15 protein-coding genes are annotated in these 19,399 nt (G+C 33.1%); 9 read left to right on the top strand and 6 right to left on the bottom strand.

Annotated elements, in window-relative coordinates; all coding sequences use genetic code 11:
- Positions 1-13: 13 nt before the first annotated feature.
- The 4 genes from ERX46_RS03340 to ERX46_RS03325 all read right to left on the bottom strand — a co-directional run bounded on the left by ERX46_RS03340 (position 14) and on the right by ERX46_RS03325 (position 7,220).
- Entirely contained in the window at positions 14-4,339 is a 4,326-nt protein-coding gene (locus ERX46_RS03340) for a CusA/CzcA family heavy metal efflux RND transporter (protein ID WP_130092408.1), read from the bottom strand.
- A gap of 335 nt (positions 4,340-4,674) precedes the next feature.
- Positions 4,675-6,048 carry a sensor histidine kinase gene (locus ERX46_RS03335; RefSeq protein WP_130092407.1) on the bottom strand — a complete coding sequence of 458 codons (1,374 nt, stop codon included), beginning with the start codon at positions 6,046-6,048 and terminating at the stop codon, positions 4,675-4,677.
- The gene (locus ERX46_RS03330) at positions 6,045-6,713 is read right to left on the bottom strand and encodes a response regulator transcription factor (RefSeq protein WP_130092406.1); all 669 of its coding nucleotides are present in this window, start codon (positions 6,711-6,713) and stop codon (positions 6,045-6,047) included. The genes ERX46_RS03335 and ERX46_RS03330 overlap by 4 nt, the downstream gene beginning before the upstream one ends.
- 144 nt (positions 6,714-6,857) lie before the next feature.
- Positions 6,858-7,220 carry a hypothetical protein gene (locus ERX46_RS03325; RefSeq protein ID WP_130092405.1) on the bottom strand — a complete coding sequence of 121 codons (363 nt, stop codon included), beginning with the start codon at positions 7,218-7,220 and terminating at the stop codon, positions 6,858-6,860.
- A gap of 155 nt (positions 7,221-7,375) precedes the next feature.
- Here ERX46_RS03325 and ERX46_RS03320 point away from each other — a divergent pair, with 155 nt between their 5' ends.
- The 6 genes from ERX46_RS03320 (at position 7,376) to ERX46_RS03295 (ending at position 12,988) form a co-directional block, all read left to right on the top strand.
- Positions 7,376-7,960: a ribonuclease HII gene (locus ERX46_RS03320; protein WP_130092404.1), complete on the top strand. Its 585-nt coding sequence runs from the start codon at positions 7,376-7,378 to the stop codon at positions 7,958-7,960.
- Positions 7,961-8,150: 190 nt separating this feature from the next.
- Positions 8,151-10,319: a hypothetical protein gene (locus tag ERX46_RS03315; protein ID WP_130092403.1), complete on the top strand. Its 2,169-nt coding sequence runs from the start codon at positions 8,151-8,153 to the stop codon at positions 10,317-10,319.
- Positions 10,320-10,340: 21 nt separating this feature from the next.
- Positions 10,341-11,171, top strand: a complete 831-nt coding sequence (locus tag ERX46_RS03310) for a hypothetical protein (RefSeq protein WP_130092402.1) — start codon at positions 10,341-10,343, stop codon at positions 11,169-11,171.
- Positions 11,172-11,224: 53 nt separating this feature from the next.
- A complete protein-coding gene (gene nadC / locus ERX46_RS03305; RefSeq protein ID WP_130092401.1) occupies positions 11,225-12,064 on the top strand; it encodes a carboxylating nicotinate-nucleotide diphosphorylase in 840 nt (279 codons plus the stop codon).
- Between the two features lie 17 nt (positions 12,065-12,081).
- Positions 12,082-12,564 carry a hypothetical protein gene (locus ERX46_RS03300; protein ID WP_130092400.1) on the top strand — a complete coding sequence of 161 codons (483 nt, stop codon included), beginning with the start codon at positions 12,082-12,084 and terminating at the stop codon, positions 12,562-12,564.
- Positions 12,565-12,580: 16 nt separating this feature from the next.
- The gene (locus ERX46_RS03295) at positions 12,581-12,988 is read left to right on the top strand and encodes a PaaI family thioesterase (protein ID WP_207214109.1); all 408 of its coding nucleotides are present in this window, start codon (positions 12,581-12,583) and stop codon (positions 12,986-12,988) included.
- A gap of 320 nt (positions 12,989-13,308) precedes the next feature.
- Here ERX46_RS03295 and ERX46_RS03290 read toward each other — a convergent pair whose 3' ends face one another.
- Positions 13,309-14,685, bottom strand: coding sequence for an aldehyde dehydrogenase (locus ERX46_RS03290; RefSeq protein WP_130092398.1), 1,377 nt, complete (start codon positions 14,683-14,685; stop codon positions 13,309-13,311).
- 127 nt (positions 14,686-14,812) lie between these two features.
- On the opposite strand from ERX46_RS03290, the gene ERX46_RS03285 reads away from it, so the two are divergent.
- Complete coding sequence (locus ERX46_RS03285; protein WP_130092397.1) at positions 14,813-16,255, top strand: oligosaccharide flippase family protein; 1,443 nt, start codon at positions 14,813-14,815, stop codon at positions 16,253-16,255.
- Positions 16,256-16,466: 211 nt separating this feature from the next.
- Here ERX46_RS03285 and ERX46_RS03280 read toward each other — a convergent pair whose 3' ends face one another.
- Positions 16,467-16,784 carry a hypothetical protein gene (locus ERX46_RS03280; RefSeq protein ID WP_130092396.1) on the bottom strand — a complete coding sequence of 106 codons (318 nt, stop codon included), beginning with the start codon at positions 16,782-16,784 and terminating at the stop codon, positions 16,467-16,469.
- 362 nt (positions 16,785-17,146) lie between these two features.
- Between ERX46_RS03280 and ERX46_RS03275 the strand changes: the two genes are divergently transcribed.
- Both ERX46_RS03275 and ERX46_RS03270 read left to right on the top strand, forming a co-directional pair.
- Entirely contained in the window at positions 17,147-18,439 is a 1,293-nt protein-coding gene (locus ERX46_RS03275; RefSeq protein WP_130092395.1) for an aminopeptidase P N-terminal domain-containing protein, read from the top strand.
- 197 nt (positions 18,440-18,636) lie between these two features.
- On the top strand, positions 18,637-19,398 hold the full coding sequence (locus ERX46_RS03270) for an alpha/beta fold hydrolase (protein ID WP_130092394.1): 762 nt from the start codon (positions 18,637-18,639) through the stop codon (positions 19,396-19,398).
- The last annotated feature ends 1 nt before the right edge of the window (position 19,399 follow it).

Below are 19,399 nucleotides of genomic sequence, written 5' to 3'. Positions count from 1 at the left end.
GTATTAAGTATTGTTAATTAAGTATATGATTTGCTTCAATCACGGTTAAATTATAGAAGAAATTATTCTGTAAGTAATTAATTTTAATTGTATTGGCATGATCTAACAAGGTGATGTATTGTAAATAATCTATCTCTCCTGCTTTATAAGCGATGTTTGCGTTTAATAGCGTTTCTGAAAATAAGTTTTCTCCAAAATTATTGTAGTAATCTATACCACTTTTGTAAGCCTTTAATTCATTAATTAGTGTTTGATAATTTGCTTGAATTTGGGTGGAGTAATTTTCAAAATCATTTTGTTTAACCATAATTTCCATCTTGGACGCTTTAATTTTAGCTCTGTCTGCACCATAAAATAGAGGAACTGCAATTCCTGCTTGAACACCATAAAATCGATTAGGAGACAAACCATTATTACTTCCTTGATACACTCCTATTTTTAAATCTGGCATAAGGTTTCTTTTATTTGCAGTAAGTTGTTTTTCACTTAACACCCTTGATTGGTCTAAGTACTGAAGAAATGCGTTGTTATTAGTATCCAGAGGCATTAGACTAACATTTCCAATCAAATCGTTTGAAATCGTATAGTTCGTATCGGATTGGATCCATTTATTCAATTGCACAAGTGACTTTTCATAATTCATTTGACTTTGAAATAATGTGACGCCAAATTCTTTTGATTTTGATTGGGCCAACAATAGTTCTAAATTATTCGATTCTCCCACTTCATATTTTTGAAGAGCAGCTTCTGCAAATCTTTGATATATACTATCCAAATACGTATAATTATCCACCATTTTTTGCCAATGTGAAGCAGTATAATAAGCTTTAGCTATTCCTTTTTCTAAGAATTGTTCATCCATTTGATATTTGGATTCAGCAACAGCAGTTTGTTGTTCAAACACTTTCTTTTGTGAAGCATAAAATGTTGGAAATCTTATTGTTTGACTTACACCAAATACATTCAGAGGTAAGTTATTTGGCGCTAAATTATTTTCGTCAAAACTGTAATATATGTCTGTTTTATCAATTGAATAAGCTGTTCCTTCTAATTCTTGATTCATATTCACTAGCTTCTTAGATGACTTTAATCCTTTGTTATTTTCAATTCCAAAAGCTATTGCCTCTTGAAGAGAAACTTCAACGTGTTGAGCTTGTATAAAAGAGCCTAGACTAAGAAAAATTACTACGATTGAAATTTTATTCATACTTATTTTAGGCGTTTTAACTTTTTTATCAAACATTGCGTAAAGAACAGGCAATACAACAAGCGTAAGTAGCGTCGCAGTGATTAATCCTCCGATAACTACAGTAGCAAGAGGTCGCTGTACTTCTGCACCAGCATTGGTAGATATAGCCATAGGAAGGAACCCTAAGGCAGCGGCTGAAGCCGTTAATAAAACGGGTCTTAATCTTAATTGTGTTCCCATAATTATTCTTTTATTGATGTTGGTCACTCCTTCTGCTTTTAGCTCTTTAAACTGTTCAATAAGCACAATTCCGTTCAATACTGCAATACCAAATAAGGCAATAAATCCAACTCCTGCAGAAATACTAAAAGGTAAATCTCTCATATAAAGAAATAAAACTCCTCCTACTGCTGAGAGAGGGATTGCACTATAAATCATGAGCGCCTCCTTCACTGATTTGAAAGCAAAATAAAGTAAGAAAAAGATAAGTAATAAGGCTATCGGAACAGCCACCATCAATCTATCTTTTGCTGAGCGTAGATTTTCAAATTGCCCTCCATATTCAACTGTATAACCTTTCGGGATCTGAATTTTATTTTCAACTATGCTTTGTACATCCTTCACTACGGATTCCAAATCACGATTTCTTACATTCACACCAATTACAATTCTTCTTTTTGTATTGTCTCTAGATATTTTCGCAGGCCCTTTAGTGTAGCTAATTGTTGCAAACTCTGAAAAAGGCAAGGTGTTTCCATTTGGTAATTGTATCGAAGTAGTTTCAATATTTGAAATGTCTTTTCTATTTTCCTCATCAAAACGAACGACTAAATCAAATTGTTTTTCACCTTCAAATATAGTCCCTGAAGGGATTCCTGCAAAGCCCATCGTAAGTACATTGTTTAATTCTGCGATATTCAATCCATACTTACCAATTTTCTTGCGGTCATACGTTACCGTCATTTGTGGTAAACCGGCAACTTTTTCCACTATAATATCTGAAGCTCCTTCAACATTCTGTATGGCTTTTTCAATTTCAGTAGCTGTTTGAAATAACACATCCAAATCCTCTCCAAATATTTTTATCGCTAAGTCAGCTCTCACTCCAGTAATTAACTCATTAAACCTCATCTCAATAGGTTGCGTGAATTCATAATCTATTCCCGCAATATCAGTTAAAGCTTCTTTGAATTTATCTATTAATTCATCTTTGGATTGTGCTGTTACCCATTCTTTTTTCGGTATTAATCTAACAATAACATCACTTTCTTCCATCGACATAGGATCCGTTGGCACTTCTGCGGCACCAATTCTTGAAACGACTTGCTTTACTTCAGGAAAAGTCATTAAAATTTTCTCAATTTGGGTTGTCGTTTCAACTGTTTTTGTGAGTGAAGTACCTGTTTTTAATACCGGTTGAATAACAAGATCTCCTTCATCTAATGTCGGCACAAATTCTCCACCCATTCGACCAAAAAGAATATACACAATAACCAATAACACTCCTGCACCACTAAGCACAATTGCTTTTTTCCTAAGGGCCCAAATAATTATTGGTTTATAAATTCTTCCTAAGAAACCAACCAATCGCGTTGAAATATTCTTTTTATCAGGGTTTGTAGGTTTTAAAAACAATGACGCCATTACAGGAACGTATGTAAAACAAAGTATCATAGCTCCAATAAGCGCAAAACAAAATACCAGCGCCATGGGTCTAAACATTTTCCCCTCTACATTGACTAAAGATAAAATAGGGATGAAAACGATGATTATAATAATTTGACCAAACACAGCCGAACGCATCATTTTGGATGTTCCTGCCAAGGTTACTTTGTCAATAAACGCTCTTCTTTCTCCTTTAGGTAATTTATTTATCGCCAAACGTTCAGAGGTTATTTTATAGGCAATAAACTCTACAATAATAACAGCTCCATCTATGATTATACCAAAATCTATCGCTCCCAAACTCATTAAATTGGCATCTACTCCAAAAATATACATGAGTGTTAATGCGAAAGCTAAGCACAACGGAATAACTGATGCAACAACTAATCCTGAGCGCAGATTACCTAATAAAAGTACGACTACAAAAATCACAATTAAACAACCAAGAATAAGGTTTTCACTCACCGTGAAAGTAGTTTTAGCAATTAATTCACTTCTTTCCAAAAACGCATTAATATGAACCCCTTCTGGAAGCGAACTTTCTATTTCTTCAACCCTCGCTTTTACAGCATCAATGACTTTTTTAGAGTCTGCTCCTTTTAGCATCATCACTTGACCCAATACTTTTTCTCCTTCACCATTTCCAGTGATTGCTCCAAAACGATTCGCAGCTCCAAATCCAACTTTCGCAATATCCTTAACGTAAATAGGTTGATTATCTCTTATTGTTACGACTATATTTTCGATATCTTCAATAGAATTTGCCAATCCTTCTCCTCTAATGAAATAACTTTCGTTTCCTTTTTCAATATAACCTCCACCAGCAACACTGTTGTTATTTTCTAAAGCAGTGAAGATTTCAGAGATAGAAATATCCATTGATCGAAGACGCATTGGGTCAACAGCCACTTCGTATTGCTTTAAAAAGCCACCCCAAGTATTTACTTCCACTACGCCTGGTATTCCTGACAACTGTCTTTTTACAATCCAATCTTGAATTGTTCTTAGCTCGGTTATAGAATACTCGCCTTTGTGTTCTGGATCAACATCTAAAACATATTGATAAATTTCCCCCAGACCAGTTGTTATAGGCCCCATAAAAGGAGTTCCAAATCCATTTGGGATTTTTTCTTCAGCGTTCTTGATTTTTTCGGCAATTAACTGTCGCGGCAGATAGGTTCCAATTTTATCATCAAATACAATCGTAACTACTGATAAACCAAATTTTGATACCGAACGAATTTCTTTTACGTTAGGTAAGTTGGCCATTTCTAATTCTACAGGATAGGTCAAAAATTTCTCGACATCTTGCGTAGCTAAATTTCGAGAGGTTGTGATTACCTGAACTTGATTATTGGTAATATCAGGAACTGCTCCAATTGGAATATTCATTAAAGAATATGTACCTGTACCAATAATAAAAGCGGTAAAGAGTAATACAACTAACTTATTTTGTAGACTAAAATTGATTATTTTTTCGAACATTGGAATGGAGTTATTAATCTGAATACAAATATGGTAACTAATACCTAGAGAGTATGTTGAACTTCCCTTAAGATTAGCTTAAGATTTTACAAAATGAAGACGATTTTAGGTTCGATATTATCATTTTGAAAACTGAACCACTATGGATTAAAAATAGATGTTAGACAGTAGATGTTAGACAATAGATGTTAGACAATAGATGTTAGATAGTAGATGTTAGACAGTAGATGTTAGACAATAGATGTTAGACAACAGATGTTAGATAGTAGATGTTAGACAGTAGATGTTAGACAATAGACTTCTTATCTTTTTTTCTAACATCTAATGTCTAATGTCTAAAATCTTATATCTACTGCTGTTCCTTTACCTAAATCACTATGAATTAGTATTTCTGCATTACATACCGCTGCAGCTTTCTGGACAATAGAAAGTCCTAATCCGACCCCTTTTATATCTTTGTGATTTAATGCATCTGATCTAAAAAATGGAGTGTAAAGACTTTGTATATCAGACTTCTTAATACCGATTCCATAATCTTTTATCTGGCAAGAAACAGCATTTGAATTTCCTCGAATTGAAATTTCTATTTTTCCATTCAAATGAGAATATTTGATAGCATTGCTTAGAATGTTATCCAAAATTAGATGCGTATGAAAAGTATTCAGTTCCGTTTCTTCTCCATCTTCCGTATGTATAACTAAGTCAATATTCTTATCTAAAATAGAAGGCGTTCTTTGAATAATTATCTGATTCATGATATCAACAATGGAAGAAGTAGCATTGGTAGCTAATTCTGTATTTGAATCAAACCTTGCCAAGACCAGCAATTGTTCTATCATAATTGCCATTCTATCTAACTCTTTTAAACTATAATTTATCTTTTCTCGGTATTCCTCTACATTACGATCTTTTCGAATTAACACTTCTAATGTTCCTTTAATTATGGAGATTGGCGTCCTCAGTTCATGCGAAGCATCTGATGTAAACTGTTTTTCTCTCTCTAATGCTTTTCCTAATCGATCAATTAATGAGTTTATGGAACTAGATAAATCATATAATTCATCTTCATTCTGAGGGAGTTCAATTCGTTCGTTTAAATTATTCTTCGTTATTCGGTTGGCAGTATTTGTTATCAATACCACTGGGGAAATACTTTTTCCAGCTAGAAAAGAGGAAATAAAGAATAGACCAATTAATACTATTGGAAAAAGAAATAAAAGTGTGTTCCTTAAATTTTCAAGCACCATTAACGAACCATCTAAAGACATTGCTGCGATTATGTATCCGTTAATTTTACCATTTTTCTCAATGGGTATTTGGGCTTGACGAATAAACCTTTCTTTTAACTTGGTATTGAAGTGATCTCCATATTTATTCTCATTTTTAAAAATTAATTGATCTTCTTTAAGGTTGGGAGACTTATCCGTAACCTCTCCAAGTTTATTTGTTAATTGAATAAAAACCGGATTTACTTGAACCTCTCTATGTTCAGTTTCTTCCCATTCGCCTTTATGTATGAATTTTATCCCATCTTCTGTTTGATAAATTTCTTTAGTATGCTTGTTGGCCTCAAAAGATAAATCATTATCAATATTCCGATAAACAGTTTGTTGAACAATCAAATATACAATTCCAAAAACTACAGCAATTACTATCGCAGTAGCAACTATAAAATGAAATGCAATTCGTTTTTTAAAATTTAAACTCATATATCGTTGGCTATATATCCAATCCCCCTAACGGTTTGAATGTAATTTTCTGCATCAGTAATCTTTAATTTTTTACGTAAGGAATTGATAAAAACATCTATAACACCCGTGTTATAATCGAAGTGGATATCCCAAACACTTTCAATTATGTTTGTTCTTGTACATACTTTTCCTTTATTCCTAACGAGCAATTCTAATAATGAAAATTCTTTTTGGGTCAATGCAATTTTCTCATCACCCTTAAAAACCGTGTGCGCATCTAAATTCAATACAATAGAGCCAAGTATCAACTCACTTAAATCACTTGAATTTGTTCTTAGTTGCACTCTAACCCGTTCTAAGAGCTCTTTAAAATCAAACGGTTTTTTAATATAATCATTAGCTCCAACCTGTAATCCAGTTATAGTTTCTTGCACAGTATCTTTTGCGGTAAGAAATATAACAGGTGTTTCTTTAAATTCTTTACGAAACTGGGTGCAAATCTCAATTCCACTTTGCTCAGGTAGCATCCAGTCCAAAATCAATAAATCATATTCACCTGATAGAGCCTTCGATAATCCCTCATTTCCAGAATAAGTGACATCAACAGTAAAAGACTCTTCTTCCAATCCTTGTTGGAGAAAATCGGCTATACCTTTTTCATCTTCTACTATTAATATTCTCATAATACAAAGATTGAATAAAAATAAGTCATAAGGAAATAAGTAATCTTAAAGTTTGCTTAAGATTACTTGAATCAAAATTTTCAAGTTAAACCATAAAAAAAGCCCACCAAATGGTGAGCTTCATTTTAAATATTTTGTTGATTTTTATTCTAAGAAGTTAGAATAAAACTCCATAATCGTATAATCTTTAGCTTCAAAAGATACAGTTCTAACTCCTATAGAAAGTAAGAATCTTGAAATTACTCTTTTTGCTTGTTCATCTTGACTAAGAAGATTAACTCTTGCAATTTTAGTTTTATCATTAAAATCTACTGTAAAATAGTCTGTATAATACTGCGCAGATTTTTCAACTACGTCGTTTGTTACTTCACTAGGCAATTTAAATTCTACAAAATCCTCTGAAAGATTTTTCTTTAAAGTTACTGCTGTTCCACTAACCGTAGCGGTTTGTGCGAAACCTACACCAGCGAATATCAGTATGGCGAAAAGTATAATTAATTTTTTCATAGTTCTACATTTTAATAATAAGACTAAAGTTGCGGATAAAAAGTTGCTTTTACAATGAATTAGTCTTCTTTTTTTTTATTTCTTAGTTATAATTAGAAAGATAAAAGCAAACCACATGCCAAATAAAATCTCCATTTTTGTGCAAATAGAAATAAATGAATCCATTTTTTGATCCAAATAAAATAGAAGCAGGTTGTGATGAGGCTGGAAGAGGCTGCCTTGCAGGACCTGTAGTCGCTGCAGCAGTAATTCTACCAAAAAATCATGGAATAGATGCATTAAATGATTCCAAGCAACTTACGGAAAAGAAACGCCAAGAACTTGTTCCATTAATTAAGGAGAAAGCACTTGCTTATGGAATTGCTTTTGTAGATCAAGAAAAAATCGATGAAATTAATATTCTTAATGCGAGTTTTCTGGCTATGCATAAAGCGGTAGATGTTTTAAAAATTCGACCAGAACTCTTGCTAATAGACGGAAATCGATTTAACCCATATCCTGAAATTAAGCATGAATGTATTATTAAAGGGGATACATTATTCCAAAGTATTGCAGCAGCTTCAATTTTAGCAAAAGAAGCACGAGACGATTTCATGAGAGATTTACATTTAAAAGAACCCGCTTACAATTGGCAAAAAAATAAAGGTTATCCTACTAAAGAACATAAATTAGCTTTGATTGAAAATGGGATTACAAAATACCACAGGAAATCTTTTAAGCTTCTACCGAATCTGGATTAAGGAAATTAGATATTCACCACATTAAATCATAATGACTCGTGCTTTAGAAGTCTTTTCACTTTCGAAATAACAAAAAAGAGATTCCTCGTTGTTGTACTCTGTACCTATAAAAACAATAAATCGTTAATAAAAAGCTTCAAAGCCTTACAATTGTTTATTTTTAAACTTTAGATTTGAAAAAAATAGCTGAATGAAACGTTTTCTTCTTATTTGCATTGTTTTAGGTGCTGTTCTCTGGATTGGATATTCTAGTTATGAGCTGTGGCTTAACACCGATAATTCCATCAATCCTGAACAAGTTTTTTGTGATGAGGACGCGTCTATTTTATTAATTAATAAATACAGTGAAACAAAAGACGCCAATTACTTCACCGCAGTAAAGGCCAACCCTTTAGCGCTGTCTTTGAATCATTTAGATTCTTTGAATTACTTAAACGCAAAAGTTTATGTGAGTGGAAATCGACCAATCGTTATTTTTGAAAAAGATTCTAAATGGAAAAAAGAAGAGGTTGATTTAATTAAATCTCATTTCAAATTAAATAATCTAGATTTTAAAAATGAAGGTGGCCATTTGATGATATCTCAAAACTATGTTCCGTGTAATCATAAAGAACCAATTCAATTTTTAATTGAAGGAGATAAAAAAGCTTCGGCTAACTTTTGGGTTAAAGAAGAAACACAATGGAAACGAACAGATGTTTACAATTTAAACAAAGGTTTTTTCGAATACAGATCTAGTGATCCAAGATCAATTTATGGAGAAGCAATTCAAGATATTCCAATGTTTGCCTCTGTAATTCCTTATACAAGCTCATCTTATTTATTTAAAGAACGCTTTTATGCAGCAGCAACGGATTCAGTTTTTAAAAATAGCCCAATGAATCTTTGGGTTGATAATGGATTTGTAAGTTTAGATTATGAAGGTCAACACATTATTGTAAGTGATTACCGATCGCAGCAAAAACCTAGTTTAATTTTAATTGAACAATCTAAAAGTGAAGACTCTGTGATAGTTGTGGAGGACATGCATTCATTTACAGGTTTTCAATTGACAGCAGATTTTCCAGCGAAGAAGAATTCTCGTATTTATGTTATTGAAATTGAAGACAAGGTATTATTTGTAGATTCAAAAAGTACAGCTAGAAAAATCCTAGTCGATTATCAATTGGGAAAAACACTTGCATTGAGTCCGGAAAGACTAGAACAATTTTTTGGAGGTTTACCTTCCAATGTAAATTTACGAGATATCTCAACAGACAAAAAAGCGAGTTTAACATGGAAAGATAAACTTTTGTTTGAGGTCAATACAAAACCACCAAACGAGCAGTTAAGCGTTCAGGACAAAACCACTTGGTCTGCTTCAGTTGATCATGAACCATTTAATTTAGCTCCAATTACAGATCATTTAAGAAAAGGAACTTCTGTTTTGAGCTACAGTAGTTCTGGAAAATATGAACTCATCAGTCCAAACGGAAATTCAATTTGGAAAGGAGATTTAAAAACGCCGATCAAAGGAAAAGTTCAAGTGATTGATGTTTTTGATAACAATAAGCATCAATTCCTTATTATAACCAATAAACAAATTCATTTATTGGACTTAAATGGAAATACGGTTGGAGGATTCCCTTATCAATCCGAATATGCGTTGACATCTAACATCAGTGATTTTGTTTGGAATGGAACAAAACGATTCTTAATCGGAAATGAGAAAGGCGAAATCATTATGCTGAACAGCGCAGGTCAGGAATTAAATATTATTCAGCTTGGAAAAGAAGCCATTGTTTCCACTCCTTATGGATTAAATATTAGAGGAAACCTGCGTGTTTGGGCTATTAATTCAGAATTTCAACAAATCTTGGGTTATCTTGAAACACCTGCCAAAGCGAGTTTAATAGGCAATACAAGTGCACAATATTCAATAAAGCACAATGGAAAAATAATTTCTTACTTTGAAAAGGACGGAAAAGTTTACAGTCAGCTATTGAAATCCAGCGGAACAAATGACAATGTAAAAATGCTTGATGATGGGAAATTATTCAGTGTTAACGCTGACCACATTGTAATTGCCCAAAACAATTCATTCAAAGTCTTGAATCACAATCATGATATTATCTTCAGTAAGCAATTGCCATTTAATGAAATTGGAAGCTTTAATTATATTGAAGAAAAATCTATTTGTACTGTTTTAGATTATCTTCAAAACAAGATTCATGCTTATCAGAAAACAGGTGAAGAATTAGAAGGATATCCAAAAGAAGGACGTAATCAATCTTTTTCGGCTTACAATAAATACGATAAGACTTTGTATACTTATACAATTATATCAAAGTCAATCATCTGTTTTAAGACTAAATTATAATCAGCAAACATTCCATTCAAAATGAAAAATCTATCATTCTTTTTAAGCGTAATTATTTTGGGCCTTTTGTTGAATTCTTGTGATCAAAAAGAGAAGCAAGTTGAGGCAGAAGAAAGTGAGGAAATCTTTCAAGAATCCATTGACAATAATTCATTCTTGGAAGACTATCCGAATGCAAAAAAGATGACAGAAATCGATGATCGAGTTGATCCTGAAAAACGTGTAGAATCTTTGTATTGGGAAAAGCAAGCCAAAAATGGTTCTGAATTTACTCAAGTTGTAGCCTATCTGAATGATGATGGTTTACCGATGAAGATTACGGAATATTATGTAGATGGAAATTTTCAACCACAAGGTCAAAGACACTATTATTTAGAAGAGAATAAACTCATTGCTTTCGTGGAACAATCTGACTATTGGGTTGACTCTCTTACCACCAATTATTCAGAAAAAAGAACTGTTTACAATGATACAGAACCTGTAGTTTCACAATCTCGTCATGCTCAGAGTTATGATCAAATTGAAGATGTAAAATGGAAAAACATCAGACAAGAACACCATTCTTTAAATAAAGTAAACAAGATTCTTGCTGGTGTTGAAGAATTTCAACCTCATTTTATAAGTGTAATTCAAACAGATCAACTGTTCTTACTTTTAGGAGAAGCAAAACCTAAGACAGAAGTGCGCTACACAACGGCTGTACGTGTAGATAAAATGACTCCTTTCATAGAGGATTTGTTAAATAATTTGGACAAATATAAATTCAGGCCAGTCAATATCGCTTTTGAAGTTGTTGGTGGAAACAGCTCACCAGAATATAGAGTTTTAACTAATATCGCTTGGAAAAAATAAATCCAAAATGGAAACCAAACCATATTTCATTTAATTCTCATTAATTTTGTATCATGATTGATAAAATAATAAAATTCGCTTTTGAGGAAGATATTCAAGGCGGAGATCATACTTCCTTGTCATGTGTTCCTGAAAACGCAATGGGTAAAGCCAAATTACTTGTTAAAGAAGGTGGAATTCTTGCTGGAGTTGAATTGGCAGAACGCATTTTCAAGTACTACGATTCAGAATTAAAAATAACAAAATACCTCAAAGATGGCGATAAAATCAAAGTCGGAGATATTGCTTTCGAAATTGAAGGGAAATCTCGCTCTATTTTAGCGACGGAAAGAATTGTTCTCAACTTTATGCAAAGAATGAGCGCAATTGCAACGCAAACCAGGAAAATCGTTGACAGCATTGGTCATACGAATGCTAAATTATTAGATACTAGAAAAACAACTCCAGGAATTAGAGCTATTGAAAAATGGGCTGTGAAAATTGGTGGAGGGCATAATCATAGATTCGGATTGTATGACATGATCATGATTAAGGACAATCACATTGATTATTCTGGTGGAATTGAAGCTTCTATTTTGAAAGCCAATAAATACATACAGGAAAAGAATTTAGATATCAAAATTGAAATCGAAGTACGTGATGAAAAAGAACTGGATGAAGTTTTAGCCATTGGAAAAGTCGACAGAATAATGTTAGACAACTTTACTCCAGCGAAAATTAAAGAAGTTTTAGCTAAGATTCCATCACATATTGAAACGGAAGCTTCTGGTGGAATAACAAAAGACAACATTGTAGGATACGCAGAAACAGGAATTAATTTCATTTCCTCTGGCGCATTGACGCATTCAGTGAAATCAATGGATTTAAGCTTGAAAGCAATTTATACCAAATAAAATTTTAAATAAAAAGCATGACTCAAATTACCGAGAAATTTATTACCGAAGCAACACTTAAGATTGACGGATTAACGGAAGATAGTTTAGAAAAAATATCTGAAGCGCATGTACTTGCACAAGATGTTTTTGTAGGCTATATTCTATCTTCTGCTGTTGAATACGAAAACGATTCTTTACTAGATTACATGATTTATTACTTCAATATCTTCTCTGAAGCTTTGGCTTTACAAGGTGTTAAAATGAATAAGATTGATGAAGCAATGATCGACGATTTTCAAGAAGAATACATCGAAACTTTGGACGAATACATGGAGACAGATGATGAAGATTTAATTGGAAGTCTATGTAATCAGCCAATGATGGTTTCATTTCTATTGCATGAAATTACTGGAGAAGACGAAACAGGAGCAGTTATGGAAGAAGATTTAGCATCACACGTATTTATCGTTGGTGTAGCATTGATTGCTTTGATGAATCGTGCGATAGTTAGAGATTAGAATTAAAAAAATTAGCATGGAAGCAAAAGCGATTGTTCAAAAAATGATGGAAAAGGATGCTTTTTCTCAGTGGATGAACATCGAAGTGCTTGAGATAAAAGCAGGATTCTGTATATTAAATGCCACCGTTCTCCCAGAGATGGTCAATGGATTTAACATTGCTCATGGTGGAATTTCTTACAGTTTATCTGACTCCGCACTTGCTTTTGCTGCCAATGCACACGGAAAACAATGTGTGAGTATAGAAACCTCTATTTCTCACACACGACCTGCAAAAATCGGCGATGTTTTAACGGCGACCTGCACAGAAATGAATCGCGGAAAAACGATTGGAATTTATCAAGTTGTGGTTACTAATCAGGAGGATAAGAAAGTGGCGATTTTCAATGGGACTGTTCATATTTCTGAGAAGGAATGGGAGTAGATAATTTCGAATTAATCAATTACGAATTACGAATTAGTTAATTTTGAATTGACTAAAATATTTTCAAAATGGAGCGATAAACAACTCTTATCTGTAAACTCCTTTCTCTTTCTCCTTCTCTTTCTCTTTCTGCGCTTCAGCGCACCGCTCTCTTTTGAATTCAGATATACTTAGAACTTATTGTTAAAGCATTTTGTTGGGATAGAAAATTCGAGAGCAAGCGCTGAACAGAGCCAAAAATAAACTTTTCTTGTTCACTAACCCATTTAATGAATTCCAAATCCGCACTGCATAATTCATCGCTCATAATTCACAACTACCTAAGCTCCCATTACCCAACGAATAATCCTTAGCTTCTTCAACGAATAAGGTGGATATTTGATACTCGGATCCAACCAAGTTGCTTTATCCAAAACACTTTTTTGATGCGTAAAAGCATCGAAACCAGCTTTTCCATGGTAATTCCCCATTCCACTGTTCCCAACTCCACCAAAAGGCAGGCTACTGTTGGCAATGTGCATAATCGTGTCATTTACCGCTCCACCACCAAATGAAATTTCATCTACAATTCTTGTTTTTACTGAACTTTCTCCAGTAAAAATATAGCACGCCAATGGTTTTGGTAATTTTTTCACTGCTGAAATTGCTTCGGATAATTTGTCATAAGTTAAAATCGGGAAAATTGGTCCGAATATTTCCTCTTGCATTATTTTATCGGAGAAGTTTACATCGCTCATAACAACCGGCGGGAAATAACGGGAAGCTTCATCAAATTCTCCAGAATAATAAACCTTGTTTTCTGAAATCATTCCTTTTAAGCGCTGATAATTTTTATCATTAATGATTTGAACGTAATTGTCATTTGCAAAAGAAAAGTCCATTTCAATGATTCGTTCCTTTAATTTTTCAAGGAATTCATCTTTAATAGAAGATTCTACCATCACATAATCTGGCGCGATGCACGTTTGTCCAGCGTTGAGGAATTTCCCCCAAACAATTCGGTTAACAGTTACATCTAGATTACAACTTTTCGTTACAAAAGCAGGACTCTTCCCTCCTAGCTCCAGTGTTACTGGCGTTAAATTTTCAGCGGCTGCTTTGTAAACAATGCGTCCAACATTTACACTTCCAGTAAAAAATATTTTATCCCATTTCAATTCTAAAAGTGATGTGGTGACTTCTACTCCGCCTTCAACAACATGAAAAAATGATTTATCGAAATTAGAATTTACAATTTCAGCAATAACATGACTCACGGCAGAAGAAACTTCACTGGGTTTTAAAACAACGGTGTTTCCAGCAGCAATTGCAGCAATAACAGGAGCAAAAGAAAGTTGAATTGGATAATTCCATGCACCAATCACCAAACAAGTCCCTAATGGTTCTGGATAGATATAGCTTTTCGCTGGGAAATTTAAAAGATTCGTGCCCACCCTTTTTCGCTTCGACCATTTCTGAACTTTAGAAACCGCTTCATCGATATCAGTATATAAAAGTGCTAATTCGGTCGTAAAAGTATCAAATTTCGATTTTTTAAAATCCTTATAAATTGCATCATACAACTCGTCTTCCTTAGATTTTAAAATAGACTTTAATTTTTTCAACTTTTGAACTCTATAAACAATCTCCTTTGTTGAGTTTGTATTGAACATCATATTTTGTTCCTTCAAGAGTTGCTTTAAACTTTCCTTATCCATGCTTAAAAATATTAATATTAGTTGAATAACAAGTCAGATTTAGGAATTGTTGTGGAGATAAGTAATTCCTAAAAATCAAAACCATTCCTTTTATTATATTTGCGCACTTATACTAAGGAGTCTTTCCATGCAAAAGAAATTTTTCAGTAATCTGTTTTTTATAATTCTGCTCAATCTCCTCATCAAGCCATTGTATATTTTTGGTATTGATGTACAAGTGCAGAATATTGTTGGCGCTGAAGATTATGGATTGTACTTTTCCTTATTAAATTTCTCCTTTTTATTAAATATGTTTTTGGATATTGGAGTAACCAATTACAACACCAAAAACACAGCTCAAAATCCAAATACACTTACGAAATACATAGGATCCTTTTTTGGTTTAAAAATCATGTTAGGTGTTCTTTATGCGATTATTTCTATTGGATTTGCATTGATTTTAGGTTATTCTGATAAAGAAATGTACTTGATTAGTTTCTTTGTTTTCAATCAAATACTTGTTGGATTAATTCTTTACATTAGAAGTAATTTTGCTGGAATGCATATGTTTAAAATTGATGCGATTATTTCGGTACTGGACAGATTACTGCTTATTATCATTTCAGCCTTTCTTATTTATGGCCATTGGACACAAGAAAGTTTCCAAATTGAATGGTTTATTTACGCGCAGACATTTGCTTATGGAACTACTTTAATTGTTGGATTGATATTAACAAGAGTCAAGATTGGAAAGATTAAAGTCAGGGCAAATAAGGTATTGTCACTTGCTATTTTGAGGAAAAGTACACCTTTTGCAATTCTGATTTTATTGATGATGTTGTACACAAGAATGGATGCTGTAATGTTGGAAAGAATGTTACCCAACGGAAAAGAACAAGCTGGAATTTACGCACAAGGTTTTAGATTATTGGATACTGTTAATATGTTTGCTTTTTTAGTTGCAGGATTGTTATTACCCATGTTTTCTAGATTATTAGGAGAAAAAAGCACAATAAAACCTATTTTACAAGTCGCTGGGAAATTTTTAATTGGTGTTTCTTTTATTGTCGGAATTGGATTAGCGATGAATTCAGAACTCACAATATCAACTATTTACACAAATAATATTGAAATTTCAGCGCAAGTATTCTTTTGGCTGATTTTAAGTTTTATACCGCTTTCGTTTTCTCACATTTTTGGAACATTACTCACTGCCAATAACAATTTACGTTTGCTAAATAAAATGGCGATTTTTGGTGTGGCACTAAATATTGGGTTAAATCTATTGCTTATCCCAAGAATGGAAGCAGAAGGTGCAGCTATCGCAACAGTAATTACACAATCTGTAACGGCATTATTCCAATTGATTTTAGTTATGCGGGTATTCAAATTCTCTATTCACTGGAACAGCGTTTCAAAACTTGTGCTTTTTATCATCATATATGTTCCAACAGCGTTTCTGTTGCATCAAAACTTCAATGAAATTTGGAGTTTAGTCGCAACTATCGGAATAGGTTTCTCGCTATTGGTTCTATTAAAACTATTGCACTTTAAAGACCTTTTAGAATTGGTTAAATCTAAGAACAAATAATTAGTCTTTGTAAAATATTTCACTTTTGATCCTAGTCGTTTTTACGCAGTCAGACTATGAATGGCAGAAAGGAATCCAATTGAGTTTCCATTGTTTAAAAATGTCCACCATAGCAAATAACTAAGTAAGAAAATTTGCTCTTGAGGAATGTCGCCTCGCTCTCATTCTCGCTCTGTTTAATGCAGTATTTGACGTTTTCTAGCTAATTCAATTAAGCTCGAATCTGCTTTATGCGCTGAATCGGCGTAAATTCATTAATCTCTACATTGTCCCATCCTTTTTTAATGAAGTTTAAAGTATACAACATTCCTTCATCTGTTGGATAATATTCAAAATCTTCCGTTAATGACAATGAAATCCCTTGCGCATTCAATTTTGCCAATAATTGATTCAAATCTGTTGGCCCCAACATTAATACTGTTTCAATAAGGATCTTTCCTTGGATAAATTGAACCTCTACTTCAGCTAATTGCGTACGTTCCTCGATTTGAATATGCTGAATTGTCATCTTGTTAAATACATTTTTCATAACTCTTGTTTTTAATTACGATACAAATATAGATTCGCATAACGTAATCTATTTACGTAGTGAATTTTTAATTCAATGAGTAGATTATGGAATTATGGAGAAGATCATATTTCGTCATAGTAGCGGACGATTTACAAATCGTCCATATATTATGGCTCCGTATTATCTTTCTGGTATAATCCATTGAATACTTCAATCCTGATTTTTCAATCATTGAATTTTTCAATCATTGAATTTTTGAATCATTGAATCCTTCAATATAAAATTCAGTTAATTACTTTATAAAAACCTATAGAATTCCTATCTTGCCACAACGCAATAAAAGGCGGTAATTAAATTCAAAAAAGAAAAAATTCAAACCAATGAAATACGATAGAATAGACAAAAGATTATTTGAAAGAAACAGAGCTAAATTCATACAACAGATGAAAGAAAATACTGTTGCGGCTTTCAATTCCAACGATATTTACCCAGTTAGTGCAGACAGTTCAATGCCATTTGAGCAGCACAGAGACATATTTTATTTATCAGGAGTGGATCAAGAAGAAAGTATTCTTGTTTTGTTTCCAGACGCATCAGATCCTAAACACCGTGAAATTTTATTCTTGAAAGAAACAAATGATCACATCGCTGTCTGGGAAGGTGAAAAATTGACAAAAGAGGCTGCTTTTGAAAGCACTGGAGTAAAAACTGTTTATTGGCTACAAGAATTTGATACTATTTTCAAGCAATTGATGGCAGAAGCTGAAGGGATTTACTTCAACACCAACGAACATTTAAGAGCAAATACAGAAACGCAAACAAGAGAAGATCGTTTCATTAAAAAATACAAGAAGTTATATCCAGCACATCAAGTTCACAAAAGTGCTCCGATTTTGCACCGCATCAGAAGTGTAAAGGAAGATATTGAGTTGGATTTGATGCAAAAAGCTTGTGATATTACCGAAGGAGCAGTAAAACGTGTTTTAGAATTTACTAAACCAGGCGTTTGGGAACATGAAATTGAAGCAGAAATTATTCACGAATTTATTCGCAAGCGTTCAGACGGATTTGCTTACACACCAATTATTGCATCAGGAAAAAATGCATGTGTCTTACATTACGTTGAAAACAATCAACAATGTTTGAAAGGTGATGTGATTTTGATGGATTTCGGAGCTAAATATGCAAATTATGCATCAGACCAAACAAGAGCGATTCCTGTAAGTGGAAGATATACTGATCGTCAGAAGGAAGTTTACAATGCTGTTTTACATGTAAAAAATGAATCAGAAAAGTTACTTGTCCCTGGAACTTTAATTCCTGAATATCATAAAGAAGTAGGTAAATTAATGGAAGAGCAATTGCTTAAAATTAAACTGCTTGATAAAACAGACATTAAAAATCAAGATCCAAATTGGCCAGCATACAAGCGATACTTTATGCACGGAACGTCTCACTTTATTGGTTTAGACACGCATGATTCAGGATTGTACCACAAACCTATCGAAGCAGGAATGGTATTCACTTGTGAACCTGGAATCTATATTCCTGAAGAGAATTTAGGAATTCGTTTAGAAGATGATTTGATTATTCAAGATGGAAAGCCAGCTAAAAATATGATGACTGGAATTCCGTTAGAGGTTGAAGAAATCGAAGAATACATGAACAAGTAATGTTTATTATAAAGTCCACTATCTGCGTTGCCAGTAGTTTTAAAAACAGTTACTGACCAATGTCAGCGCCTTGATTTTTAAAACTACAGGCGCCTTACTAGTGAATTTTCTAATTAAACATTTATATATGTCTAGAAACGCCAATTCAGTTATTGAATTTTCTATTTCAAATAATGATAGAAATCATTGATTAAAAAATGAATAAAAAACAAATTTTAAATTACAGGATAGTTGGCAACGGCTATCCTGTCGTTTTTTTACATGGATTTTTAGAGTCCAATAAAATGTGGGAAAACCTGCTAAAACATCTTCCTAAGATTCAGGCGATTTGTATTGAATTGCCTGGTCATGGTGAATCTAGTTTACTACAAGAAAGCTTAAGTTTGGAAAGAATTACTGAGGCTGTAAAAGAGACTATTTTAGAAGTTACCAAAGATCAATTTTCAATTGTTGGACATTCACTTGGAGGATATGTTGCTTTGCATTTGGCAGAAGATGATGAATTAAAAATTGACCAAATTACTTTATTACATTCTCATCCTTGGGCAGATTCTGATAGTAAAAAGGTGGACAGAGGAAGAGTTGTTAGAATTGTAGAATACAATAAAATGCTCTTTTTAAAGGATGCCATTCCACAATTATATTACAAACCTGAATTCTTCGAAACAAAGATCAACCATTTGATAGAAGAGGCTTATGAAATGACGGAAGAAGCAATTGCGCAAACCTTAATTGCTATGCGAGATCGAGAAGATAAAAGTAATGTTCTAAAAACTTGGAAAGAAAGAATTCACATTATCCAAGGAGAATTTGATTCATTAATTGATGCCAAAAAGCTGCAAAAACAAGCAGAGAAAATTGGAAACACTTTCCATCTTATTAAATCAATTGGTCACATGGGACATCATGAGAATGAAAAAGAGGTGATCAGGTTATTGACTTTCACGGAAAAAAAGTAGA

The organism is Brumimicrobium glaciale (assembly GCF_004152935.1).
GTDB lineage: Bacteria > Bacteroidota > Bacteroidia > Flavobacteriales_D > Crocinitomicaceae > Brumimicrobium > Brumimicrobium glaciale.
This window is presented reverse-complemented; position numbering and strand designations above follow the sequence as displayed.